The organism is Dactylosporangium sp. CS-033363, assembly GCF_050942475.1.
In the GTDB taxonomy this organism is placed as follows: Bacteria; Actinomycetota; Actinomycetes; order Mycobacteriales; family Micromonosporaceae; genus Dactylosporangium.
On sequence record NZ_CP192032.1, the window covers coordinates 9491329 to 9515251 of the forward strand.

Annotated in this window: 22 protein-coding genes; 10 read left to right on the forward strand and 12 right to left on the reverse strand. The window is 72.5% G+C overall.

Going from position 1 to position 23923, the window contains the following annotated elements; translation table 11 throughout:
* Positions 1 to 4: 4 nt before the first annotated feature.
* Both ACQPZ4_RS43730 and ACQPZ4_RS43735 read right to left on the reverse strand, forming a co-directional pair.
* On the reverse strand, positions 5 to 2008 hold the full coding sequence (locus ACQPZ4_RS43730) for an Hsp70 family protein (protein ID WP_433050189.1): 2004 nt from the start codon (positions 2006 to 2008) through the stop codon (positions 5 to 7).
* Between the two features lie 177 nt (positions 2009 to 2185).
* The gene (locus ACQPZ4_RS43735; RefSeq protein ID WP_433050192.1) at positions 2186 to 4516 is read right to left on the reverse strand and encodes a M28 family peptidase; all 2331 of its coding nucleotides are present in this window, start codon (positions 4514 to 4516) and stop codon (positions 2186 to 2188) included.
* Positions 4517 to 4704: 188 nt separating this feature from the next.
* Here ACQPZ4_RS43735 and ACQPZ4_RS43740 point away from each other — a divergent pair, with 188 nt between their 5' ends.
* Positions 4705 to 5085, forward strand: a complete 381-nt coding sequence (locus ACQPZ4_RS43740; RefSeq protein ID WP_433050195.1) for a DUF6401 family natural product biosynthesis protein — start codon at positions 4705 to 4707, stop codon at positions 5083 to 5085.
* Between the two features lie 22 nt (positions 5086 to 5107).
* On the opposite strand, the gene ACQPZ4_RS43745 is transcribed toward ACQPZ4_RS43740, so the two are convergent.
* The 3 genes from ACQPZ4_RS43745 to ACQPZ4_RS43755 are packed head-to-tail and all read right to left on the reverse strand — an operon-like array spanning position 5108 to position 6236.
* Positions 5108 to 5383: a Smr/MutS family protein gene (locus ACQPZ4_RS43745; protein WP_223097600.1), complete on the reverse strand. Its 276-nt coding sequence runs from the start codon at positions 5381 to 5383 to the stop codon at positions 5108 to 5110.
* On the reverse strand, positions 5380 to 5772 hold the full coding sequence (locus ACQPZ4_RS43750) for a rhodanese-like domain-containing protein (protein ID WP_433050198.1): 393 nt from the start codon (positions 5770 to 5772) through the stop codon (positions 5380 to 5382). The genes ACQPZ4_RS43745 and ACQPZ4_RS43750 overlap by 4 nt, the downstream gene beginning before the upstream one ends.
* A complete protein-coding gene (locus tag ACQPZ4_RS43755) occupies positions 5769 to 6236 on the reverse strand; it encodes a cysteine dioxygenase (RefSeq protein ID WP_433050201.1) in 468 nt (155 codons plus the stop codon). The genes ACQPZ4_RS43750 and ACQPZ4_RS43755 overlap by 4 nt, the downstream gene beginning before the upstream one ends.
* Before the next feature lie 333 nt (positions 6237 to 6569).
* Here ACQPZ4_RS43755 and ACQPZ4_RS43760 point away from each other — a divergent pair, with 333 nt between their 5' ends.
* On the forward strand, positions 6570 to 7514 hold the full coding sequence (locus ACQPZ4_RS43760) for an ATP-binding cassette domain-containing protein (RefSeq protein WP_433050204.1): 945 nt from the start codon (positions 6570 to 6572) through the stop codon (positions 7512 to 7514).
* Positions 7511 to 8341: an ABC transporter permease gene (locus tag ACQPZ4_RS43765; protein WP_433050207.1), complete on the forward strand. Its 831-nt coding sequence runs from the start codon at positions 7511 to 7513 to the stop codon at positions 8339 to 8341. The genes ACQPZ4_RS43760 and ACQPZ4_RS43765 overlap by 4 nt, the downstream gene beginning before the upstream one ends.
* Positions 8342 to 8378: 37 nt before the next feature.
* Here the strand turns inward: ACQPZ4_RS43765 and ACQPZ4_RS43770 are convergent, their stop codons facing one another.
* The 3 genes from ACQPZ4_RS43770 to ACQPZ4_RS43780 form a co-directional block, all read right to left on the reverse strand.
* Positions 8379 to 11675, reverse strand: a complete 3297-nt coding sequence (locus tag ACQPZ4_RS43770; RefSeq protein ID WP_433050210.1) for a BTAD domain-containing putative transcriptional regulator — start codon at positions 11673 to 11675, stop codon at positions 8379 to 8381.
* A 178-nt stretch (positions 11676 to 11853) separates the two neighbouring features.
* Positions 11854 to 12900 (reverse strand): S1 family peptidase, encoded by a 1047-nt coding sequence (locus ACQPZ4_RS43775; protein ID WP_433050212.1) that lies wholly within the window; start codon positions 12898 to 12900, stop codon positions 11854 to 11856.
* Between the two features lie 108 nt (positions 12901 to 13008).
* Positions 13009 to 13806, reverse strand: coding sequence for a phosphatase (locus ACQPZ4_RS43780; protein ID WP_433050215.1), 798 nt, complete (start codon positions 13804 to 13806; stop codon positions 13009 to 13011).
* Between the two features lie 60 nt (positions 13807 to 13866).
* Here ACQPZ4_RS43780 and ACQPZ4_RS43785 point away from each other — a divergent pair, with 60 nt between their 5' ends.
* Positions 13867 to 14493, forward strand: coding sequence for a hypothetical protein (locus tag ACQPZ4_RS43785; RefSeq protein ID WP_433050218.1), 627 nt, complete (start codon positions 13867 to 13869; stop codon positions 14491 to 14493).
* Here the strand turns inward: ACQPZ4_RS43785 and ACQPZ4_RS43790 are convergent.
* From ACQPZ4_RS43790 to ACQPZ4_RS43800, 3 genes are read right to left on the reverse strand one after another with little or no spacing between them, the layout of a single operon-like run.
* Positions 14470 to 15450 carry a winged helix DNA-binding domain-containing protein gene (locus ACQPZ4_RS43790; RefSeq protein ID WP_433050221.1) on the reverse strand — a complete coding sequence of 327 codons (981 nt, stop codon included), beginning with the start codon at positions 15448 to 15450 and terminating at the stop codon, positions 14470 to 14472. The genes ACQPZ4_RS43785 and ACQPZ4_RS43790 overlap by 24 nt on opposite strands.
* Positions 15447 to 15998: a Clp protease N-terminal domain-containing protein gene (locus ACQPZ4_RS43795; RefSeq protein ID WP_433050223.1), complete on the reverse strand. Its 552-nt coding sequence runs from the start codon at positions 15996 to 15998 to the stop codon at positions 15447 to 15449. The genes ACQPZ4_RS43790 and ACQPZ4_RS43795 overlap by 4 nt, the downstream gene beginning before the upstream one ends.
* Positions 15999 to 16229, reverse strand: a complete 231-nt coding sequence (locus tag ACQPZ4_RS43800) for a helix-turn-helix domain-containing protein (protein ID WP_433050226.1) — start codon at positions 16227 to 16229, stop codon at positions 15999 to 16001.
* A 95-nt stretch (positions 16230 to 16324) separates the two neighbouring features.
* Here ACQPZ4_RS43800 and ACQPZ4_RS43805 point away from each other — a divergent pair, with 95 nt between their 5' ends.
* The 4 genes from ACQPZ4_RS43805 (at position 16325) to ACQPZ4_RS43820 (ending at position 19674) form a co-directional block, all read left to right on the forward strand.
* Positions 16325 to 17329, forward strand: a complete 1005-nt coding sequence (locus ACQPZ4_RS43805; RefSeq protein WP_433050229.1) for an isopenicillin N synthase family dioxygenase — start codon at positions 16325 to 16327, stop codon at positions 17327 to 17329.
* Between the two features lie 100 nt (positions 17330 to 17429).
* Positions 17430 to 17555 carry a hypothetical protein gene (locus tag ACQPZ4_RS43810; protein WP_433050232.1) on the forward strand — a complete coding sequence of 42 codons (126 nt, stop codon included), beginning with the start codon at positions 17430 to 17432 and terminating at the stop codon, positions 17553 to 17555.
* A gap of 47 nt (positions 17556 to 17602) precedes the next feature.
* A complete protein-coding gene (locus ACQPZ4_RS43815; RefSeq protein ID WP_433050235.1) occupies positions 17603 to 18796 on the forward strand; it encodes an LCP family protein in 1194 nt (397 codons plus the stop codon).
* Positions 18797 to 18819: 23 nt separating this feature from the next.
* A complete protein-coding gene (locus tag ACQPZ4_RS43820; RefSeq protein WP_433050238.1) occupies positions 18820 to 19674 on the forward strand; it encodes an NAD-dependent epimerase/dehydratase family protein in 855 nt (284 codons plus the stop codon).
* Here ACQPZ4_RS43820 and ACQPZ4_RS43825 read toward each other — a convergent pair.
* Positions 19659 to 20858, reverse strand: coding sequence for a hypothetical protein (locus tag ACQPZ4_RS43825; RefSeq protein ID WP_433050241.1), 1200 nt, complete (start codon positions 20856 to 20858; stop codon positions 19659 to 19661). The two genes, ACQPZ4_RS43820 and ACQPZ4_RS43825, sit on opposite strands and share 16 nt — an antisense overlap.
* Before the next feature lie 198 nt (positions 20859 to 21056).
* On the opposite strand from ACQPZ4_RS43825, the gene ACQPZ4_RS43830 reads away from it, so the two are divergent.
* A complete protein-coding gene (locus ACQPZ4_RS43830; RefSeq protein WP_433050244.1) occupies positions 21057 to 22727 on the forward strand; it encodes a GspE/PulE family protein in 1671 nt (556 codons plus the stop codon).
* A 68-nt stretch (positions 22728 to 22795) separates the two neighbouring features.
* Positions 22796 to 23917, forward strand: coding sequence for a type IV pilus twitching motility protein PilT (locus ACQPZ4_RS43835; RefSeq protein ID WP_433050247.1), 1122 nt, complete (start codon positions 22796 to 22798; stop codon positions 23915 to 23917).
* Positions 23918 to 23923 lie beyond the last annotated feature (6 nt).

The window sequence follows — 23923 nt, forward strand, 5'->3', positions numbered from 1 at the left end:
CGGGTTAGCCGACGATTTGGAAGGCCCAGGGGCAGGGGCCGTACGCGGTGGTGTTGATGCCGTGCTGGTAGGTGCTGTCGTAGGAGTCCTGGCCCTGGATGATCTTGATGATCACGCGGCCGCCGTCTTCCAGGGTTATGCGGCCGTCGTGTACTGCGGCTGTGCACACCGAGGAGGCGGTGGTGTAGATGGCGGAGCCGTAGACGGTACCGATGTCGCCTTTGTTCGGGCAGTTGTAGGCGATGGTGGTGCCGGCTTTTTCGTCGTAGTCCTCGGCTGTGGCGTACCAGTCGACGTTGGGGCGTTCGATGTCGGCCTGGACCTGGGCGGTGTCGCCGCCGGTGGCGTCCGAGCCGGTGCCGCTGCCGTCGCCGTTGCTGCCCTGGTCTGCCTTGTCGCCGAAGAGTTTGCTCGCGCCGTAGGCGCCGCCGGCCAGGACCAGGAGGACCACGAGCGCTACGGCTACCAGGGTGCCGGTTCGCTTCTTCTTCGGGGGGTCGGGCTGGGCGAAGCTCGGGGTCAGCGTGGGGGCGCCGGTGCCAGTCGGGGGCGTGAAGGTCGGAGGCCTCGGGCTGCTCTGGGGCGGCTGCTGATACGAGGCCGGGCTCGACGGCTGCTGCTGGTACGCAGCCGGGCTCGACGCCTGCTGGTAGCGGGGTGCGGCCGCGGCCGGGGTGCCGTACAGCGGGGCGCCCGAGGTCGGTGGGGCCGAGACGGGCGGCGTCGAGACCGGGGAGGCCGTGGGCGGGGCCGAGACCGGGGACGCCGAGACCGGGGAGGCCGGAGCGCCGGTGAAGATCGGCGGGGCCGACATGGGAGCCGCGGACGGTGGGGCTGACGGTGACGTCGGAGCGGCGGGGGTCCTCGGGACGGAGGCGCGGGCGGTGGTGGGGGGCACTGGGGGTACCGGCGCGGGGGTTGAAAACTGCTCGGAAGCACCGACCGCGCCTTGTGCGACCACCAGTTCCGGCTGCTCCACGACGGTCGGTGCGACGCCGAGGGCCTGGTGCAGGAGTGTCGCGACGAGGGGGATTCGGCTGCCGCCGCCGACCAGGAAGACGCCCTGCACGTCGGCCGGGCTGAGGCCGGCAGCGGCGATCGCGGCTCGGGTCGACGTCACCGTGGCCGTCAGGATCGGGCGGGCGAGTTCCTCGAACTGGTCGCGGCCGAGCGGGACGTCGGATTCGAGCGCGGGGACGTGGATCATGGTCGAGGAGGTGCGGGAGAGCATCTCCTTCGCCGAGCGTACGTCGTCCCACAACAGTCGGTGCGCGCGGCGTTCGGCGCTCGTGGTGGGGTGGGTCAGGCGCTGCCAGGCCTGGGGGTCGCGGCTGCCGTGGACGGCGCCGAGGTACCCGACGATGGCCGCGTCGATGTCCAACCCGCCCGACGTGCTCAGCCCCTCGGCCGAGAGCACCTCGAACGCGCCGTTGCCGTGGCGGACGACGGAGGCGTCGAAGGTGCCGGCGCCGAGGTCGTACACCACGAAGGCCGATCCCGGCCGCGCCTGCGGTGCGTTCGAGCCGCCCATGGTCAGGAAGACCTCGGCCGCCGCGACCGGCTCCGGCACCAGCGTGACGCGGCCCAGCCCGGCCCGCTCGGCGGCGGCGATGAGCACGCCGCGGCGGGTCTGCGCCCAGGCCGCGGGGCAGGTGATGGTGGCCGGGCCGAGCGCGCCGCCGGACACCCGCCGCGCCTCGCCGGCCACGCGGACCAGGACGGCGGCAATCAGGTCGACGGTCGGGATCTCGTGGTCGCCGAGCAGCACCGACGGTTCGTCGATGCGCCGCTTGGGATTCGGCTCGTACCGCTCCGGGCTGATCCGCGCCGCATGCATCGCGTCGCGCCCGGTGAGCAGCCCCTGTTGCGCGTCGGCGTACACCGACGAGGGCAGCGTCGGCGAGCCGTCGAAGAGCAGCGGCCGGACGTGACCGTCGGGCCAGGCCAGCATCGCAACAGTGTTCGAGGTACCGAAATCGACCCCGAGCCGGTAACCTCGCGCGTCCACGCAGCCAATATACGGGCTGGTGAGCGGGGTGTTATCGGCTCAACGGGTCCGGTTTCCGCTCTTGACGGGCGCATCGACATCCGTTAGACCGACAGCTTTCATATGCCGATCGCCGACTCGTGCCGGCGCGCCCGGGCGTGGCCGCGCCGGCCGCGGCGGGCGCACCCCCGAGCGTACCTACAGGGTCTGCGTCACGGCCACCGCCAGGAGTTCGCTCGAGTGGCTGCCGAACACCCCCACCGTCGCCGGCCGCGGTGTGAAGCCCGGCAGGCCCGTCAGCCCGTCGCTGCCGTCCACCAGCCGCAGCTTGTACGGCTCTGTGCCGCGCAGGACCAGCGTCACGTCCAGGCCGGCCGGCGGGGGGCCGTGGAAGACGACGCCGAAGCGGTCCTGGTCGGCGATGTACGTCTTGGCGGAACGACCAGCGACCGTGGCCGACAGCACGCGGTGGTCGCCCACCTCGCCGTAGAAGGACAGGAAGCGCACGTCGCGCTGGGAGGCGATGTGCAGCGTCAGCGTGCGCTGGTCGCCGGACTTCTCGTCGGAGACGACCGTGGCCTGCGGGGCCGGCAGGTTGGCGGCCTCGGCCGGGCCCACCGACAGCTCGCCCTCCGGCAGCACCGGGAACTGGCGGTTGAGCTGCTGGTGGCTCTTGACATACTGGCGCGTCCAGTCGCCCGGGGACTGCTCCAGGCTGACCCACTCCGCGGTGCCGGTGTCGCGGTCGAGGGCGTACATGAGGTGGGTCGGCTCCGGGTGCCGGGCGTCCCAGTTGTCGTTGATCATGCCGACCGTGGTGCAGACCAGCGCGACGAGCAGGGCGGCCAGGGCCGGCGCCGAGCCCAGGCGCCGGCGGCGCGGCTCGGTCGACGCGCGGTACAAGGGCTCCAGGACCGGCAGGACGGCCAGGCCCAGCAGCATGCCGAACAGGGCCGGGGCGGCGCCCGTGGCCAGGCCCAGCGCGGGGAAGAACAGGGCGACCGTCGGAGCCAGGATCAGCGTCGCCACCGCCGCGCTCACGGTCAGCACGGCCAGGCGGGCGAGCGGGTGGCGCACGTACAGCGCGGCGATCCCGGCCAGCGCCCCGGCCAGGGCCGGCAGCGCGACCAGGTAGGAGCCGCCGGGGATGGCCGCGGCGAACACGGCGCCCAGCAGGGCGAGCAGTCCCAATGCCCCCGTGGCGAGGGGGACGGGGCCTACGCGCCGGCGGCTCAGGGCGTACCAGCACAGCAGCACGGCCGCCGTCAGCGCCACGACGCCGAAGCGGAACCAGGTCGGCCGGGCCGGGTCCAGCAGTTCGCCGTAGCCCGGCCGGATCGCCACCAGCAGGGCCCAGAGGAGCTGGGCGGCGACGGCGACGGCGATCAGCGGTACCAGCGCCAGCCCCAGCCCCGCGAGCGTCCTCGGCACCGAGGTCAGGCCGCGGCGGCGGGCCAGGAAGACCAGGGCGCCCACGGCCAGCAGCGCCAGGATCGCCAGCGGCCAGGTCAGGGCGGCCGGGTAGCGGACCAGGAACCCGGCGAACGGGAAGTAGACGGCGTCGCCGCTCGCCGGCTTCATGAGCGGGCCCAGGTCGGCGCGGCCGAACGCGCGGGCCAGCGCCAGCGCCTCGTCGCCGTGGTGCTGCAGGCTGGCGCGGTTCATGGTGGTCGTCCGGTCGAACGGGCTGTGGTAGACCCACGAGCCGTCGATGTACGCGATGTTCAGCCCCGTGAACCGGCTCTGGGCCAGGACGGGGGTGAAGTCGGTGTCGTTGGAGAGCAGTCGGTACACCTCGACGGCCAGGCTGGTGCCGACCGGCTCGGGGGTCTTGGCGTACACGTCGATCAGGTCGGCGTTGCCCTCGGAGGTCTGGAACATCACGGCCGGCCCGCTGCTGCCCCTGGCCTCGAAGTTGAGCACGACCGACTGCTTCTGGCCGAGCGGGTGCTGCCCGACGAACGCCTCGGCGCCGCACAGGCAGGCCTCCTCGGCGTCGGTGAACACGAACACGACGTCGTTGCGCGGCTTGGCGGCGCCGCCCTGGGTGAGCGCCCGCGCGACCTCGAGCAGCGTGCTGGAGCCGGCGCCGTCGTCGTTGGCGCCGTAGCTGACCTGCACCGAGTCGTAGTGGGCCATGAGCACGACCTGGCCGGTGGGGTCGGTGCCGGGCAGGACCGCGACCACGTTGTCGACGTGGGCCATCCCGCCGTCGCCGAACTTGCCGGCGTTCACGCCGACGGTGTCCTGGACCTGGGGTGCGAGCCCATAGCTTCGCAGGGTGTCGGTGATGTAGGAGCGCACCCGGGTGGCGGCCGGGCTGCCGGTGACGTGGACCTCCTGGCCGATGTGCTCCACGTGCTCGAACGCCCGGGCGGCGGAGAACTCGGCGGCGGAGATGGAGGCCGGCCGGGGGGCGGGCGGCTGGACGTCCCAGATCCCCAGGGCGGCGACCACCCCGAGCACCACCAGCACCACGGCGGCCGTCAGGGGGCGCCGGGGCGGTTCACCGAAACTGCGATCGGACACTGGGTTCGTCCTCCTGGGGTGCGGGGGTGATCCACATTCTGCACCCGGGGTACGACAGTTTTCGGCGGGGCCGTTCAGCTCGAATTCGAAGCGTGATGTCGCCCGAACGGTGTGCTGTGGTTCATGAACGGGTGCCGCTCGGTTGTTGGCGACCTGAAGGGCCCGCGGACTGCCTAGCGTCATCGTCCATGAACAACGAACTCACCCCTGCCGCCGCCGTCGAGTTCGACGCCGGCTACCTGGCCACCGCCGAGCTCGACGCCCGCTTCTACCTCGACCAGGTCATGGCCATGGTCGGCGTCGACGGCCTGGTCGAGGCCCTCGCCCAGCCGTTCCTGCTCGCCAAGATCGACCAGCACGCCGCCGCCGTGCGGGAGAGCCTGGTCGCGGCCGAGAAGCCGATCGGCCCGCTCTCGCTGGCCGGGTACGCGCGCTCGGTCATCGCCGTCCACCAGCGCCACGGCCGGCCGCTGCCCACCCCGGACAGCGTGAACTGGGCCGACGCCGACTGGACCGTGCTGCGCCTGGTCGCCGTCTGCCACCTCGCCGACGACGCGGACGCTTTCTAGCAACGACGAGCCCGTCAAGTCGTCAGCGCCGACGACCCTGGGACTCGTTCCACCTGAAGTGCACGAAGAGCCGGCCGAAGTTGTCCGAGTCCTTCTCCACCCGGTGATACAGCGCCTTGATCTCCCGCTGGTCGAGAAAGCGCAGCACGCGCTTCTTCAGCGCGCCCGACCCCTTGCCCGGGATGATCTCGACGAGGGTGGCGCGCTTGGCCACCGCCTCGTCGATGATCCCGCGCAGCGCCCGCTCGATGTCGCCGCTGCGGTTGAAGATGTCGTGGAGGTCGAGCTTGAGCTTCACGCCCCCAGCGTACTGACCGGATGCCCCGCCGCCCGCCACGCCTTGAAGCCGCCGGCGAGGTCGGTCGCCCGGAAAAGCCCCAGTTCCTGCAGCGCGGCGGCGGCGAGCGACGAGGTGTACCCCTCGGAGCAAAAGACGATCACGGGCAGGTCGTAGCGGTCGGCGATGGCCAGCCGTGCGTCGCTGCGGGGGTCGAACCGCCACTCCAGCACGTTGCGCTCCACGATCAGCGCCCCCGGGATCTCGCCTTCGAGCGCGCGCTGCGCCGCCGGGCGGATGTCGACCAGGACCGCGCCCTCCGCGAACGCCAGCCGCGCCTGGTCCGCGTCGAGCCGGTCGAGCCTGGTCCGCGCCTCTTCGAGGATCGCGTCGATCCCGCGCCCGCTCACCAGTCGGCCCCGGCCTTGGTGATCGACTCAACCGACAAACGACCATCGTGCAGCCGGTACCGTGTCATCGCCGTCAACGCCGGCCCGTACGCGTGCACGGTCACCGCCGGCCGGTCGCTCGCGTTCACCATGCGGTGCACGAAGTGCGGGCCGAAGCGGTGGCCCTCCCCCGCGCCGTACGCGGTGCCGGCCAGCTCCCCGCCGCGCACGGTCTGCTCGACGAGCGCGCCGGACACGACGGTGAAGGCGCCGCCCGAGCCCCCGTGGTCGTGCAGGTCGGTGCCCTGCCCCGGCAGCCACGTCAGCAGCCACACCTCGTGATCGCCGGCGACGGCGAGCCGGCCGTACCAGCGGCGGTTCGGGTCGAAACGGGGGGCGAAGGGCCATTCGTCCGGTTCGGCGGCGTGGGCCCGGACGATCGACAGGAAGTCGGCCGCGCGGGCGACCGTGGTGGCGACAGGCATGCGAGCTTCTCCAGTATTCGGACGTACTAGATAGGAATTAAAGCAGAGGAGAGTCCCCGGTACGGGGAGGGTGCGAGTGTTCCGCGAGCCGCGCTCTAGCGGGTACAGCAGGCGCCGGCGTGCCGCACGAGGTCAATGACCAGTCGTCGGGTCAACAGCGCCATGCAACCGATGGTGCCGAGCCGGACGTGCGAGCGTCAACTTACGTCCAACATACGGGATCTGCGGAAGGCTAGGCTCTGTCAGCGGATGACAGGCCGATGTGCGCGGTTTGACAGCGCCGGGGTGCAGGCTGCAGGCATCAGAAAAGATTTTCCACAGGGGGAACCAGCCATGAGCTTCGCTTTCCAGGCAACCGGCCTGGTCAAGCGCTTCGGCAAGACCACCGCGCTGGCCGGGGTGGACCTCGCCGCCGAGACCGGGACCGTGCTGGGCGTCCTCGGTCCGAACGGCGCCGGGAAGACGACCGCGGTGCGCATCCTGGCCACGCTGCTGCGCCCGGACGCGGGCCGGGCCATCGTCGGCGGGTACGACGTGCAGCGCCAGCCCGCCCAGGTCCGCCGGATCAGCGGCCTGACCGGCCAGTTCGCCTCGGTCGACGAGGACCTGACCGGCACCGAGAACCTGGTCATGATCGGCCAGCTGCTCGACCTGCGGGCCAAGGAGGCCAAGGCGCGGGCGAAGAGCCTGCTGGCCGAGTTCGACCTCAGCGAGGCCGCCGACCGGCCGGCCAAGACCTACTCCGGCGGCATGCGGCGCCGCCTCGACCTGGCCGCGAGCCTGGTCGGGCGGCCGGCGATCGTGTACCTCGACGAGCCCACGACCGGCCTGGACCCGGCCAAGCGCGAGGACGTCTGGAACATGGTCCGCGCGCAGGTGCGCGAGGGCACGACGGTACTGCTCACGACGCAGTACCTCGAGGAGGCCGACGCCCTCGCCGACGAGATCTCCGTGATCAACCACGGCAAGGTCATCGCCCACGGGACGCCGGCCCAGCTCAAGCACATCGTGGGCGGCCAGACGATCAGCGTCCGGCCGACCGACCCGGCCCACCTGGACACCGTGGCGACCATCCTCACCACCGTGTCGGGCAACCAGCCGGAGTCGCACGGCCGCGGGGTGCTGTCGGTGCCGGTCGCGGACGACAGCGCGATGACCGCGGTCGTGCGCCGCCTGGACGAGGCGGGCATCGGGGTCATCGAGCTCTCGCTGCACCTGCCGAGCCTCGACGAGGTCTTCTTCACACTCACCCGCGAGCGGCAGGAGGCGGCGGCGTGACCACCACGACCACCCAGACGAGCCCGGCCGAGGGCACCCAGTTCATCGCGGCCGTCCCGCCGCGCCCGTTCGGTTTCGTGCGGCACAGCCTCGTGATGGCCCGCCGCAGCCTGATCAAGACGATGCGCACGCCGGAGCAGCTGCTCGACGTCACGCTGCAGCCGATCATCTTCATCGTTCTTTTCGTGTACCTGCTGGGCGGCGCGATTGCCGGCGACCGTCACGCGTACATGCAGTTCCTGCTGCCGGCGCTGCTCGTGCAGAACGTGCTCTTCGCCTCGGCGCCGACCGGTGTCAGCCTCAACACCGACATCAAGACCGGCGTCTTCGACCGCTTCCGGAGCCTGCCGATCGGCCGCGCCGCCCCGCTCATCGGCGGCGTGCTGGGCGACATGATCCGGTTCGTGGTGTCGATCGCGGTCATGCTCGGCTTCGGGTACCTCCTGGGCTTCCGCCTCACCACCTCGTTCCCCGAGGTCCTGGCCGCCTGCCTGATCGTCATGTTCATGGCGTTCTGCTTCAGCTGGATGTTCGTCCTGCTCGGCATGATCGTCCGCGAACCCGGCGCCGTGCAGGGCCTCGGCTTCGTGATCATGTTCCCGCTGACCTTCGGCACCAACGTCCTGGTCCCGACCGACACGCTGCCGGGCTGGCTGCAGGCCTGGGTGAAGGTCAACCCGGTCGCCGACGCCATGCAGGCCGCCCGCGGTCTCATGGTCGGCCAGGGCCCGGTCGCCGGCCCGGTGGTCAAGACGCTGCTGTGGTCGGTGGCGATCCTGGCGGTGTTCGCCCCGCTCGCGGTGCGCGCCTACCGCCGCAAGACCTGAGCATCGACCGGCTCCAGACCCCCGGCCCGGCGCGCCTTCACCGGCCGAGGGTCTGAGGATCGACCAGCGCCAACGCCTCGGCCCGTGGCAGACCTCTGCCGCGGGCCGTTGCCGCCTCGAAGGCCGTCTCGCCCAGGGCCGCGCGCAGGGCGTTGTGGCGGGCGGTCCAGTCGGCGTTGGACGCGTCGCGCGTGCCGCCCAGCTGTTGGGCGGCGCCCAGGATCGCGGCCGCGCGGTCCGGGTCGCCGAGGGCGGCGGCCAGGCCCGCGACCGCCACGGCGACCCGGCCCACCACCGGCATGTCGCGGGCGCCCAGGGCGCGGGCCATCGCGTCGGCCAGGCGGGTCCGGGCCAGGCCGGGCTCGCCCCGGGCCAGGTCGACCTCGGCGCGGGCGGTCACCACGATCGCCTGGTACTGCGGCGCCACCAGCGGCTGGTCCTGCTGCAGCCGCCACGACTCCTGGTACAGCCGCTCGGCCTCGTCCAGGTCGCCGCCCGCCCGGGCCAGGTGGCCGAGCTCCAGCATCGCGTGCGACACGTCGCGGCCGGACTGGGCCGGGTCCTCGACGAACTCGCGCAGGAGCGCCCGGGCCACCTCCGGCCCCGTGGTGTGCCCGAGCAGGGCGGCCCGGCTGACCCGCAGGTACGCCTCGCTCGAGCTGATCCCCAGCTCCCCGTGCAGCGCGATCGACTCCTCGAACTGCGCGACGGCGGCCGCGAAGTCGCCCCGGCGGCTGTGCGCGTCGGCCAGCGAGGCGAGCGTCATGGCCAGGCCCCAGCGCTCGCCGATGGCCCGGAACGCGTCCACCGAGGCGGTCAGGTTGGCCAGCATGCCGTCGATGTCGCCGTCGTTCTCGCGCAGGTGCCCGAGCACGGAGTACAGCATGCCGCGCGTCCACGGATCCGCCGGTCGCTCGAGCCGCGCGCGGACGAGCTCGGTGCCCTGCTCGCTGTCGTCGCGGAACAGGGCCACCACGGGGGCGATGAGCTCGACGAAGGGATGGCCTCCGGACGGTACCGACGAGGCCTGGCTCATCAGGTCTTCCAGGTCGGCCGCGTCGAACTGGAAGTCGCCGGCGAACCCGCTGTTGACCAGGTGCATCGAGCGCACCACCAGCCGCACGTCGGCCGGCACCGCCTCGGGGTCGCGCTCCCCCGCGGCGAGAATGCGGCCCAGCCACAGCGCCGACTCGGCGTTGTTGTCCTCGAAGGTCCAGAACCAGCCGCTGGCCGCCCCGAGCCGGAACGCCCGCGCCACGTCGCCGGAGTCGCACAGGTGCCCGGCCGCGGCGTGCACGTTGTCCTGCTCGGGCCGCAGCCGGTCGAGCCACTCGAGCTGCGCCCTGGTCCGCAGGTGGGGCTCGGCCTCCTCCATGAGCTCGAGGAAGTACACCGCGTGCGCCGTCCGCGCCGCCGCCACCGCCCCGCGCCGCCCGAGCTCCTCGAGCGCGAACTCGCGGATCGTCTCCAGCATGCGATAGCGAATGGGCCCGCCGCCGTGCGCGATCTGCAGCAGCGACCGGTCGACGAGCGCGTGCAGCATCTCCTCGTCCGCGAGCCCCGCCGATTCGGGCCCGCCGTCGTGGGCCGCACCGTGGTTGACCGCGGCCGCCGCGGCCGCGTCGAAGGTGCCCGGAAAGACCGCCAGCGACTCGGCGAACGCCCGCTCCTCCGGGCTCAGCAGCTCCCAGCTCCAGGCCACCGTCGCGTGCAACGTCCGGTGCCGGGGCAGCGCGGTGCGGCTCCCGCCGGTCAGCAGCCGGAACCGGTCGTCCAGCCGCGCCGCCACCTGCGCGGGCGTGAACGAGCGCAGCCGCGCCGCCGCCAGCTCGATGGCCAGCGGCAACCCGTCCAGCCGCCGGCAGATCTCCACCACCGCGGCCACATTCCCGGGCGTGACGGCGAACCCCGGTTGCACGGCCGCCGCCCGATCCCGCAGCAGTTGTACCGCCGGAGCCCCCACCGCCACCGCCACCTCCTCCAAGGCCCGCGCGTCCGACGACAAGCCGACTCCGACTCCCGACGACAAGCCGACTCCCGACGACGACCCGACCGCCGCCGACGAGCCAGGGGACGACGGCGGGGGCAGGGGCAGCGGCCCGACCGGAAACAGCGTCTCGCCCAGAATCCCCAGCGGCTCGCGGCTCGTCGCCAGGATGCGCAGCTTCGGGCACCGCCCCAGCAGCTCCTCGCTCAACCCCGCCGCCGCCTCGACGACGTGCTCGCAGTTGTCCAGCACCAGCAGTACGCCGGGCAGCGTCAACGACTCCGCCAGCTGATCGAGGACATCGCCGCGCCGGGGCGAGCGGGCCGGCTCCGGCTGCAGGAGCCCGCCCGCGACCAGCGTGCGCAGGACCGTCGCCGGCACCTCGGCCGCGTCCGCCACCGGGGCCAGCTCGACCAGCCAGGCGCCGTCGGTCAGCTGCCCGGTCAGCTCGGCCGCGACCGTGGTGGCCAGCCGGGTCTTGCCCGCCCCGCCCGGTCCCACCAGCGTCACCAGCCGCGAGTCGGCGACCTGCGCGGCCAGGCGCTCCACCTCGCCGGTACGCCCCACAAAGCTCGTCAACGCCGCCCGCAGGTTCCCCGCGCGCAGCGGCCGGGCCTCGGCGCGCAACACGGCCACGTGCGCGTCGCGCAGCTCCGGCGACGGGTCGGCCCCGAGCTGCTCGGCCAGGCGCGAGCGGCAGTCCTCGAACGCCGCGAGCGCCTCGGCCTGCCGCCCGTCGGCGTGCAGGGCCCGGATCAGCAGCGCGACGAGCCGCTCCCGCAGCGGGTGCGCGACGACGAGCTCCTGCAGCTCGGCAATGGCCCCGGCGCGCGTCTCGGGCGTGAGGCCGGACGCCTCCACGAGGTCCTCGGTCGCGGCCAGCCGCAGCTCCGCCCAGCGCGCCGCCAGCGCCTCGGACTCGGCGCCGGCGAGATCGCTCAGCGCCGGCCCGCGCCACAGCTCGAGCGCGTCCCGCAGCAGCCGGGTGGCGGCCGGCCGGTCGTCGGCCCGCAGCGCCCGGCGCCCCTCGGCGGCGAGCCGCTCGAAGCGCACGGCATCGACGTCGCCCGGTTCAATATCCAGCCGGTACCCCCGCGGCCCCGACTCCAGCTCCGCCGGCCCGCCCAGCGCCTTGCGCAGCCGCGACACCAGCGACTGCACCGCATTGGCGGGATCGGCCGGCCCCGGGCCGCCCGGCCACAGCGCATCGACGAGCCGCTCGACGGGCACGAACCGCCCCGGCTCGATCGCGAGCCGGACCAGCAGGGCGCGCAGCCTCGCCCCGCCGACCTCGATGGGCCGGCCGGCGACCTCGACCGACAGCGGCCCCAGCACCCCGACTCGCATGCCCTCACTCTGCCACCGGGGTACGACAAAAAACGCCCCGCGAGAATGCCTTCAAAACCGACAGATCCCCCGTCGGGGTATAAGTCCGATATGTCGCGGCGCGCCAGCGCCCGACATATCGAGACCACACCAAGGGGGCCGGGCGCATAAGGCCCGGCCCCCAGGAGGAGAGAGAACGTCAGTAGATGCTCACGCCATAGACGCTCAACGGCTCGGTCACCGGCTGGAAGTACGTGATCCCGCCGCTGCTGCAGTTGCCCGACCCGCCCGACGTCAGGCCGATCGCCTTGGTCCCGTCGAACAGCGACCCGCCGCTGTCCCCCGGCTCCGCGCAGACCGTCGTGCGGATGAGGCCGGAGACGCGGCCCTCGGCGTACGTGACGGTGGCGCCGGTCTGGGTCACGGAGCCGCCGCGGACGCCCGTCGTGCTGCCGCTGCGCCGGACCGACTCGCCGACGAAGGCGTTGGCCGCGGTGGTGATCTCCTGGTACGAGCTGCCGCCCAGGGAGACGTTGCCGGCGTGGGTCACACCGGAGGCGTACCGCACGATGCCGTAGTCGTTGCCGGGGAAGCTGGTGCCGGCCCGGGTCCCGAGCACGGAGCCGCTGCTGGTGGTCCACGTCGCGCCGATGTTGGTGCAGTGCCCGGCGGTCAGGAAGTAGTAGGTGCTGCCGCTGACCACGTTGAAGCCGAGCGAGCAGCGCGCGCCGCCGGTGTAGATGGCCTGGCCGCCCGAGATGGTGGGCTTGAGCGCCGCGCCGAGGTACTCGATGCGCGCCCCGCTGCCCAGGCTCGCCACGAGGGCCTGGATGGTCTTGACGTGGTCGGCCGACACCGTCGGGTCGATCGAGAAGACGACCTGGTTGGCGACGGGGTCGACGGCGTAGGCGGTGCCGGGGATGGCGGCCTTCGCGTCGAGCGTGGAGGTGATCTTCGCCAGCTCGGCCCCGCTGTGCTGGACCTTGCGGGCCACGAGCCCGCCGGCCTGCACGGTCGCCGCGGTGGACGCGTCGGTGACCGTGACGACCATCTTGCCCAGCTGGGCGTCGTAGTACGAGCCCGCGGTACGGGTACCCAGCTGGGCGACCAGGGCTTCCGACGACTTCGCGGCCAGCGCCGTCTGGTCGACGGCCGCGAAGGCCGAGGACGGCGTGACCACGGCACCGGCGGCCAGACCGGCGGCGATCGCCGCGAACAGCCTGAATGAGGTCTTGGTGGGTCTCACGTGAGCCTCCCATAAATCGGAGCCGATAAATATCGGCCGCGACCGATGCTTTCATCGGGAAGGAACCCACACAAGATTCACCGGGCATTTGCCCACATAGCACCCGGGTCATACCACGGCGTCGATGACACCCTCCAGGAGGAACTCCGTGACCGGCCAGTAGTGGTACGGCTGGACGTTGTCGTCGATCGGCACCGTCACCGAAACGCGCCCCTCGGCTTCCCCGACGAACAGCGCGGGATCGTTGCTGTCGGCGAACGACACCACGTCGAGCCCCGCCGCCGCGGCCGCGCCCGCGAACCCGTGGTCGGCCACGACGAGGTCCGGCGGCGCCTCGCCCAGCCGGTCCAGCTCGGCCAGCATCTCCCGCATGCCGTCCGGCGAGTGGGTGTGCCACAGGGCCATTCCGCGCTCCGCCGCGACCGCCACCCCGCCGATGTACCGCACCGCCAGCGGCAGCTCCCGCCCCATGTACTTCCCGGCGGACGCGAACTCCGCCCCCGGCGCCGGCTGCAGCAACCGGCAGCCGGCCGCCTTCAGGGCCGCCGCGACCGCCAGGTGGACCTCGATGATCCCGGCCGGATGCCCGGTGGCCACGATCACCCGCTCCTTGCGCCGCGCGGCCAGGCGCAGGCGGTCCCGCATGCGCTCCAGCGCGCGGGCGGTCTTGACGGGGTCGATCACGTCGGTACCGGTGGAGCGCTCGGGGTCGGGGTCGATCCCGACCCGCTCGGCCATCACCGCGAGGACCTCGGCGAGGGTCCAGGTCTTGAGCGGGGCCAGGCCGAAGAGGTAGCCCTCGTGCCCCTCCGCGAAGAGGGCCGCGTTGCCGTGGTTGGAGTCGCGCGTGGTCTCGACATCGCCGGCGAGCAGGGCTTCGCGAAGATGGTTCACAAGTTCAGGCATATGAACCATGGTAAGTAGGTAGCCCGGCGGCGCCGAGGAAAGCCGCTTAAGGTCACAGGCATGGCCGAGATCTATCTGGAGACGGGCAAGAAGAAGATCTTCGCCGGGAGCCTGGAGTGGCCCGGCTGGGGACGGTTCGCCAAGAGCGAGGAGGAGGCCATCGAGGCCCTCGCCGCGTACGGCGCCCGGTACGCCCCGATCGCCACCGCCGCCGGCTTCAAGTTCCCGGCCGCGCCCCGGCTCAGCGTGGCCGAGCGCGTGCCCGGCAGCGCGACCACCGAGTTCGGCGCGCCCGACGGCCACCCCGAGGCCGACAGCGCCCCGGTCACCGCCGCGGTCGCCGCCCGCCACACCAAGCTGCTGCTGGCCGCCTGGGACGCCTTCGACGCGTACTCCGCGACGGCCCCCGAGGAACTGCGCAAGGGCCCGCGCGGGGGCGGCCGCGACCGGGACAAGATGATCGGGCACGTCGCCGAGTCGGAGGAGGCGTACGCGCGCAAGATCGGCATCAAGAAGCCGCCGAACGTGCGGGAGGCCGTCATCGAGGTCCTCGGCCGGACCAGCGACGGCGGCCCGCTGACCGACAACGGCTGGACCGCCCGCTACGCCGCCCGCCGCTTCGTCTGGCACGTCCTGGACCACCTGTGGGAGATGGAGGACCGCTCAGACATGGAAGGCGGTGAGTGACGCGGCCTCCTCGTCGACCTGCCGCCGTACCGAATCCGGCAACTCGGAAAAGGCCTCCCAGGACAACGCCCCGTTGCGAAACGCCCAGGTCCCCGCGACCTGACCGTCGACCAGGAACGTCCCGATGGACTGCGGCATCCGCACGTGGAACACCTTCGAGCGGTGCTCCTCGGGCAGAATCAAGGACCGCCGCGCGTGTACGAGCAGAGCCGCGTCCCAGGTCGGCAGGAAGCGCACCGGCGCCGGGGTGTCCGGCGAGGGCAGCGGCAGGTCCGGCAGGTCGACCAGCTCGCGCCCGCGCGAGTCCCGGAACGTCCGCAGCGCCATCCCGGCCAGCACCCCCGCGATCACCGCGGGCGGCAGGCCGGCCCAGTCCGCGATCTCCTTGGGGTGCGCGGGCCCGAACCCGGTGAGGTACCGCCGCACCAGCAGCTCCCGAGCGGCGGAAACGTCGATGGCCGGGGGTCCCAGCCAGTCCTCGGCCAGCCCGTAGATGTCCGCCCGCCGCCGCTCCCACGTCCCCGACGGCGGCACCCGCACGAGCTCCAGCTGGACGTGCGCCATCTGCCGCACCTCGGCGGGCAGCTCGGTCCGCCGCAGCGGCCCGCCCCGCAGCCGCTCGACCACGAGCGCGAGCGCATCGACCCCCAGCACCGGCGGCCGGTACTCCCGCACGCCCACCGCGAAGGGCCAGTAGTCCGCCCGCGAGACGAGGTGGATGGTGCCCCGCAGCAGCGTCGCCTGCACGACCGAGCGCTCCTCCAGCATCCGCGTCAGCGCATCGCGGGAGAAGCCGGCCACGCGTGACCACAGCCCGATGTACATCGACGGCGCGTACTGCGCCTGCAGGCCCCCCATCGCCTCCAGCGCGGCCGGCACGCTCAGGGCGGCCCGCGCGAGCAGCAACTGCCGGGCCAGCAGCGCGCGGTTCAGGTCGCGCCAGGTCAGGACGGTCATGCGGCGTCGGCCAGCGCGGCCTTGACCGATGCGACGGCCCCGTTGTAGGTCATGCCCCGCTCGCGCAGCAGCCGCGCCCCCGGCCCGCGCTCCTCCTTGAGCACGCCCAGCAGCAGGTGCTCGGTGCCGATGTACTTGTGCCCGAGCGACAGCGCCACCCGCAGCGACAGCTCCAGGGACTTCTTGGCCCCGTTGTTGAACCGGGTCGGCAGCTTCGAGCGGCGGAACAGGAAGCCGCCCCGCTCCCCCGGCTCGGCCCGCTCCAGCGCGCCCTTGCCGAACGTGCTCTCCACGCTGGCCCGCACGGCGTCGAGGTCGATGCCGATCGAGCGCAGCGCCGCCGCGTCGTCCCCGCCCGCGACCGCCGCCCGCACGTCGGCGTGGGTCACCCCGGCCGCGTCGAGCACGGTGCGGGCGATCCCGCCGTCCTCCAGCAGCATGGCGAGCACCAGGTGCTCGGTGCCGATCACGGCGTGGCCGAGGTCGTCGGCCTCGCTCTTGGCCAGGCGCACCACGGCGCGGGCCCGGTCGGTGAACCGCTCGAACATCTACCCGTCCCCCTTGGTTGCACTGCGACCGGCGTGCTTCTTGTGTACGGCCTGGCGCGTCACATCGAGCGCGTCGGCGATCTCCTGCCACGACCAGCCCTGCCGGCGCGCGTTGTCGACCTGCAGCACCTCGAGCGCGTCGGCGAGGCGGCGCAGCGCCACCGCGGCCCGCAGCCCGATGCGCGGGTCGGCACTGGCCGCCGCCTCCGCGAGGTCGTTTGCCTCCGTCATGCGTCAACCGTAGTTGACAGCGCCCGGAGTGTCAACTGGAGTTGACGCCATGGCGGATGGGCCGGCCGCGCACCAACACGCCTACCGTGGCGACCATGAGCGAACTTCCCGTCATCGACATCTCCGGGCTGGTCGGCCGGGGCGAGGACGAGCGCGCCGCCCGCGAGATCGAGGCGGCCTGCCGCGCCAGCGGCTTCTTCTACATCACCGGGCACGGCGTCGCCCCGGAGCTGCTCGCCCGGCTCGACGCGGCCGCCCGCACCTTCTTCGCGCTGCCGGAGGCGGAGAAACTCGAGGTCGCGATGGCCCGCGGCGGGCGGGCGTGGCGGGGCTTCTTCCCGGTCGGCGCCGAACTGACGTCGGGGGTTCCGGACCGCAAGGAGGGCTTGTACTTCGGGCGGGAGGCACCCCCCTCGCCGCTGCCCCTGCACGGGCCGAACCTGTTCCCGCCCCAGGTGCCGCACCTGCGGGACACGGTCCTCGAGTACATCGACGCCCTCACCAGCGCCGCCCAGGCCACGCTGCGCGGCGTCGCCCAGAGCCTCGACCTGCCGCCGGACTACTTCGCCGCGGGGTACACCCGCAACCCCACCGTGCTGTTCCGGATCTTCCACTACCCGCCCAGCCCGCCCCGCGCCACCGACTGGGGCGTCGGCGAGCACACCGACTACGGGCTGCTCACGCTGCTGCTGCAGGACGACAACGGCGGGCTGCAGGTGCGCGGGCCCGGCGGCGACGACGCGTGGATCGACGCGCCGCCCGTCCCCGGCACGTTCGTGTGCAACATCGGCGACATGCTCGACCGGATGACCGGCGGGTGGTACCGCTCGACGCCCCACCGCGTGCGCAACACCAGCGGCAACGAGCGCCTGTCGTTCCCGTTCTTCTTCGATCCGGACTTCGCCGCCGAGGTGCCGCCGCTGCCGGGGCGCACCGGCACGGGACACACCCATCGGTGGGACGGGCAGGATCTGCGCGCGTTTACCGGTACGTACGGGGATTATCTCGTGGCAAAGGTGGGCAAGGTGTTCCCGGAGCTGTTTGCGGACGTCAACGAGGACGGCCGGGCACCGTTACCCCGGCAGGGTGTGGATCGGTAGACCTCCGGAGCGTCCACCAGCGGGTGGCACGTTCACGGGAGCAAACCTGTCCGCGGTGTTCGTAGCGTATGAGTCACCACACCGCGTACAGGAGGCGACGATGACCACCCCGACCCCCACCACGACCCGCAAGCTGACGCGACTCGACAGCGAGCAGGGCATGCTGGTCTTCCTGGCTGCTCTCGTGAGCGTGATCGTGATCGCGGTGATCGCCGTCGGCGGCTGACGAGGCCGCCGGCGGCGATCGCCGGCAAGACCTCGGACAGGAGCCGCGTGCTACAGCTCGAAGACCGCCCCACCGGGGAGAGCGCCGGGCTGAGCTCCCTGCGGCGGCGCCGCCGGGACCCGAAGTGGGCCCGCTCGCTCGTCGTCACCGGCGCGATCATGATGCTGCTGGCCGGCGGCGCGTTCGTCGCCAAGGACCTCTTCGTCGGCTACGTGACCGGCAACGTGCGGCAGGACGACCTGATCGTCCCGGCGGCCGAGCAGGAGGGCCGGCACGTCACCATCAGCGGGGCCAAGACCATCCTGCTCGTGGGTACGGACACCCGGCCCGACCAGAGCCCCACCGAGGCGGTCCGGTCCGACTCGATCATCATCGTGCACGTCCCGGCCGACCACCGCTCGGCCTATCTCATCTCGATCCCCCGCGACACGTGGGTGCGGATCCCGCCCTTCACGAACGGCAAGGCGCGGTACTACGGCGGGCACGACAAGATCAACGCGGCCTTCGCGGTCGGCGGCCTGAAGCTCACCGGCCGCGACCAGCGCCGCTACGGCATGACGCTGCTGGCCAACACCATCGAGGACAACTGGGACCTCGGCTTCGACGCCGCCGCGATCGTCGACTTCGCCGGGTTCACCAAGGTCGTCGAGGTGCTGGGCGGCGTGGACATGTACGTCGACCAGGAGACCCGCTCCGTGCACATCGGGCACGACGCCAAGGGCGAGACCAAGGTCCCCTACCTCCAGCGGTTCAACGCCTCCGGCGGCACCGACCTGATCCCGATCGCCGGCGTCACCCCGCAGACCTACCACGTGGGCTACCAGCACCTGGAGCCGTGGCAGGCGCTGGACTACGTGCGCCAGCGCGACACGCTGCCCAACAGCGACTACGACCGCCAGCGCCACCAGCAGCAGTTCATCAAGGCGCTGTTCCGCGGGATCGCCAGCCGCGACACGCTGACCGACCCGGCCCGGGTCAAGAAGATCCTCGACGTCGTCGGGCAGTCCATGACCATCGACTCCGGCGGCATCGACCTGCAGGACTGGATCTTCGCGATGAAGGGCATCGGCGGCGACAACCTGCTCACCGTCAAGACCAACAACGGCACGTTCCACGAGTCGGCCGAGCAGCCCGGGGCCGAGGCGCTGGACGACACCACCCTGGACCTGCTCGAGGCGGTGCGCACGGACACGGTGCAGGAGTTCGTCACGGCTCACGTGGACCTGGTGAGCAACTCCTGACCCAGCCGTGCCAGGATCGGCTCATGTCGCGGATCGTGGTCACCGGAGCCAACGGCAAGACCGGCCGGGTCGTCGTCGCCGACCTGCTCGAGCACGGCCACGAGGTGATCGCCACCGACGCCGTCGGCCCGGCCGGCCACCTGAGCATCCCCGAGCTGGGCGTGCCGCTGCTGGTCGCCGACCTGACGGAGTACGGGCAGGCGTTCGAGGTCCTGCAGGGCGCCGAGGCCGTCGTCCACCTGGCGAACATTCCGGCGCCCGGGATGTACACGCCGGCCACGACCTTCAACCGGAACACCGCGATGAACGCCAACGTGTTCCTGGCGGCCCAGGCGGCCGGGCTCGGGCGCGTGGTGTGGTCCTCCAGCGAGACCACGCTGGGCCTGCCGTTCGACACCCCGCCGCGCTACGCACCGGTGGACGAGGAGCACTTCCCGCTGCCGACGACGACGTACGCGCTGTCCAAGGTGGTCGGCGAGACCCTGGCCCGGGAGATCTCGGCCTGGAGCGGCATCCCGTTCGTCGGCCTGCGGCTGTCCAACGTGCACGTGCCCGCGGACTACGCGGCGGTGCCCGGCTACTGGGCCGACCCGCACGCGCGCAAGTGGAACCTCTGGGGCTACGTCGACGCCCGGGACGTGGCACAGGCGTGCCGGCTCGCGCTCACCGCGCCGGTGGAGGGCGCGACGTCCTACGTCATCGCGGCCGCCGACACCATCATGGACCGCCCCTCGGCCGACCTCATGCGCGAGGTCTTCCCAGGCGTGCCCGTCACCAGGGAACTCGGCGAGTTCGAGACGCTGCTCGCCATCGGCCGGGCGCGCGATGTGCTCGGCTACGCGCCGGCCCACTCCTGGCGCGATCACGTCGCACCCTGAGTCCGCGACAGGAGCTCCAGCAGTACCGCCAAAGCCGCCGGCGAATCGAGCGCCGCCCTCGCCAGCAGGGTGAGGTTGTGCTGCTCGCCGTCCGGGCTCACCAGCACGCCGGCGGCCGCCGGATGGACCCGCCGCCAGCCCAGCGCGGCGAGCGCCGACTCGGCCACGACCACCACCGAGGGGGTCCCGTCGAGCTCGTCGGGCTCGGCGGGCGGCTCGGGCTGGGCCGGCCAGTTCGCCGCCACCAGCTCGTCCATGCGGGTCAGCAGCACCTCGACCACCTCGGCCGGCCCGATCGGCGGGCGGCGCAGCAGCGTGCCCACCTGGTCGGTGATGGCCCGGGCCTGCCGGTCCAGCCAGCCCGGCCACTCCTCGCCCGGCACGGCGGCGAACGTGGTCCACTGCCCGCTGTCCCGGCGCAGGACCTGCCGGGCCAGCTCGCGCTCCAGGTCGGGGGCGAGCGGCCCCAGCGGCAGCGAGTCCACCACCCGCAGCGCCACGTGGGCCGGCGACAGCGACGCGATCGCCCCGGCCAGGCTCGGGTGGCGGGCCATCAGCGCGGTCCGGGTGTCGTCGTCCAGCGCGGCCACCACGGCCCCGGCCCGCACCGCCTCCCGCCAGCCCGCGTGCAGGTCCTGGACCCCGGCGCTGGTGCGCTGCCAGACCTGCTCCTCGACGTCGAAGGCGAGGTCGGCGAACTCGAACGCGGCCAGGTCGGCCTTGACCACGGCCCGGGCCGCGGTGTGCATCCCGGACGCGGAGGTGGCCGCCTGGTCGGCCTTGCGCTCCAGCGCCGCGGCGAAGTCCCGGGTGGCCCGGGCGATCGTCTCGGCCCGCGGTGAGGGCAGCACCGCGAGCGGGTCCACCGCCTCCTCGTAGAGCGCGCGCAGCCGCACCACCAGGTGCGCCCGCCGGTGGTCGACGACGGCGAGCTCGTGCGCGACGAGGGCCCGCACCTCGTCCACCGTCAGGCACTGCAGCAGCGGCAGCCCCACCAGCAGCAGGCGCCGCCGGCGGCTGGCCCACGACCGGATCAGCCCGAACCCGGTCAGCAGCACGGCGTCGGGCCGCGCCACGCCGACCCGGGCGGCCACCTCGGCCACCAGCGCCAGCAGCTCGGCCTGGGTGGCGGCCGGCACGCCGGGGTACAGCGGCTCTGCGAGCTCGCGGCCCCCGTAGCGCATCAGCAGCCACCGCGCGCGCCAAATGCTGATATTGCCGGGCAATCCGCTTCTGGGTTCTTCCACGACGGCAACCGACACAGCGAGCCATCCTCACGACGGCGCCGGGAATGGTCAACGAGGGCGGCCCACGCGCCCGGGGTGAAACCCGAAAGTCACCCGGATCTGCGCCGATAAGGCATGCAGTGACCCGGGGGTGAGATGTACCAGACGTTCAGGCCGCTTCTGGACGCGCTGAAGGAACGCGGTGCCGACGCGCAGGCCGTCGACCGCGCGGCCGAGGAGGCCGAGCGCACCGGCCGGTCGATCCGTGCTGTGCTCATCAACGACCACGTCGTCACCGAGGAGCAGCTGACCGAGGCGTCGGCCGACGCGTACGGGATCGCCACGCTCGACCTGGTCGGGCACCCGATCGATCCGGCCGCCGTCACCAAGATCCCGATGGCCCTGGTGCTCAAGCACCGCGTGCTCGGCATCGCCCTCAACGACCGCGAGATCACCGTCGGCATCACCGACCCGGGTGACGTGCTGGCCCTGGATGACGTCCGGGCCGCGACCGGCCTCACGGTGCGCCCGGTGGTCGTCGCCCGCTCCGAGCTGCGCAAGATCATCGACCGGCTGAAGCGCGAGGAGAACGACCTCGGCGAGGTCGCGGAGAGCCTGCGGGCCGAGGCGACGCCGGCCGTGTCGAACCTCGCCTCGCTCAACGAGGACGCGCCGATCGTCCGGTACGTCAACTCCCTGCTCGAACAGGCGATCGTCAACCGGGCCTCGGACCTGCACCTGGAGCCCGGCGAGCACAACATGCGGGTCCGCTACCGGATCGACGGCGTGCTGCACGAGGTCGACACGGTGCCCAAGCACGTGCAGTCGGCCCTCATCTCCCGCCTGAAGATCATGTCCAACGTCGACATCACCGAGCGCCGGGTGCCGCAGAACGGCCGCATCACGGTGGAGATCAACCAGCGCGCGGTCGACCTGCGCACCGCGACCCTGCCGACGGTCTGGGGCGAGAAGATCGTGCTGCGGGTGCTCGACACCAGCGGCATGGACCTGAAGCTGTCCAAGCTCGGCTTCAGCGCGGCCAACTACGAGCGCTTCTCGACCTCGTTCAACAAGCCGCACGGGATGCTGCTGGTGACCGGGCCGACGGGCTCGGGCAAGTCCACGACGCTGTACGCGACGCTGGCCGAGATCAGCAAGCCGACCGTCAACATCATCACCGTCGAGGACCCGGTCGAGTACCGGCTGCCGGGCGTGAACCAGGTCCAGGTCGACAGCAAGGCCGGCCTGACCTTCGCCGCCGTGCTGCCGGCGATCCTGCGCTCCGACCCCGACGTGGTGCTCATCGGCGAGGTCCGCGACCGCACCACCGCCCAGCTCGCGGTCGAGGCCGCGCTCACCGGCCACCTGGTGCTCTCCACGCTGCACACCAACGACGCGCCGAGCGCGGTGACCCGGCTCGTGGAGATGGGCATCGAGCCGTTCCTGGTCGGCTCGTCGGTGGACTGCGTGCTGGCCCAGCGGCTCGCCCGGCGGCTGTGCGACTGGTGCAAGAGCGAGTACCCGCCCACCGAGGCCGAGCTCATCGGCGCCCGCTGGCCCTACGACGTGCTCGGCACCCCGGAGACCCTGTGGCGGCCGGTCGGGTGCCGGTCGTGCGCGAACACGGGGTACCGCGGCCGGATCGCGCTGCACGAGGTCATGCCGGTGTCGCCGGACATCGAGAAGCTCGCCATCGATCGGGCCTCGGCGCACGAGATCCAGGCCGTGGCCTACCGCGAGGGCCTGCTCGACCTGCGCGTGGACGGCCTCATGAAGGCGGCCGAGGGCCAGACCTCGATTCCCGAGGTCGTGCGCGTCGCGGTCTGATGATTCCTCAGTTCGCGCGCGCGGCGGCCGATCCGGGAAGGGAAGTCCCTTACCCGCAAGGAGCCCGCGTGACACAAACCATCCCCGGCGCCGCCACCTCCCGCGCCGCGACCAGCGACGAGCGCGCCTCCCTCGACGCGATGCTCGTCTCGCTGGTCCGGGTCGGCGGCTCCGACCTGCACCTGACGGTGGGGGCACCACCCACGGTCAGAATCAACGGCGGTCTGCGGTACCTCCCGGGCTACGACGATCTCACCCGCGACGACTGCGCGATGCTGGCCCGCGCGGCCGTCACCAACGACGCCCAGTGGCGGCAGTTCCTGGAGGTGCAGGAGCTCGACTTCGCGTACGCCATCGAGGGTGTCTCGCGCTTCCGCGTGAACCTCTACAACCAGCGCGGCTCGTTCGGCGCGGCGTTCCGGGCCATCCCGCACAACATCAAGCCGCTGGACCAGCTCGGCGTACCCGAGCAGGTGGCCCGCTTCGCGCACCTGCACCGCGGCCTCGTGCTGGTCACCGGCCCGACCGGCTCGGGCAAGACCACGACCCTCGCGGCGATCCTGGACCTGGCCAACCGGACCCGCTCCTCGCACATCGTGACCATCGAGGACCCGATCGAGTTCCTCCACGAGCACAAGCGCAGCCTGGTCAACCAGCGCGAGGTCGGGGCCGACACCCAGTCCTTCGCGCTGGCCCTCAAGCACGCGCTGCGCCAGGACCCCGACATCATCCTCGTCGGCGAGCTGCGCGACCTGGAGACGACCTCGACCGCGCTCACCGCGGCCGAGACGGGCCACCTGGTGCTGGCCACGCTGCACACGCAGAGCGCGGCCCAGACCGTCGACCGGGTCATCGACATCTTCCCGCCGCACCAGCAGCAGCAGATCCGCGCGCAGCTGTCCAACGCCCTGCAGGGGGTGGTGACCCAGGCGCTCGCGCCGCGGGCCGACGGGCAGGGCCGCACGATCGTCAGCGAGATCCTGTTCGCCACGCCCGCGATCCGCAACCTCATCCGCGAGGGCAAGAACCACCAGATCCCGTCGTTCATGCAGTCCAGCGGCAACGACGGCATGCTCTCGTTCGACCAGCACCTGGCCGAGCGGGTCCGCCAGCAGCTCATCACCTACGAGACGGCACTCGAGCTCAGCCACTCGGCCGAGGAGTTCCGCCGGCTCGCGGGCCGGCAGTAGCTCTCC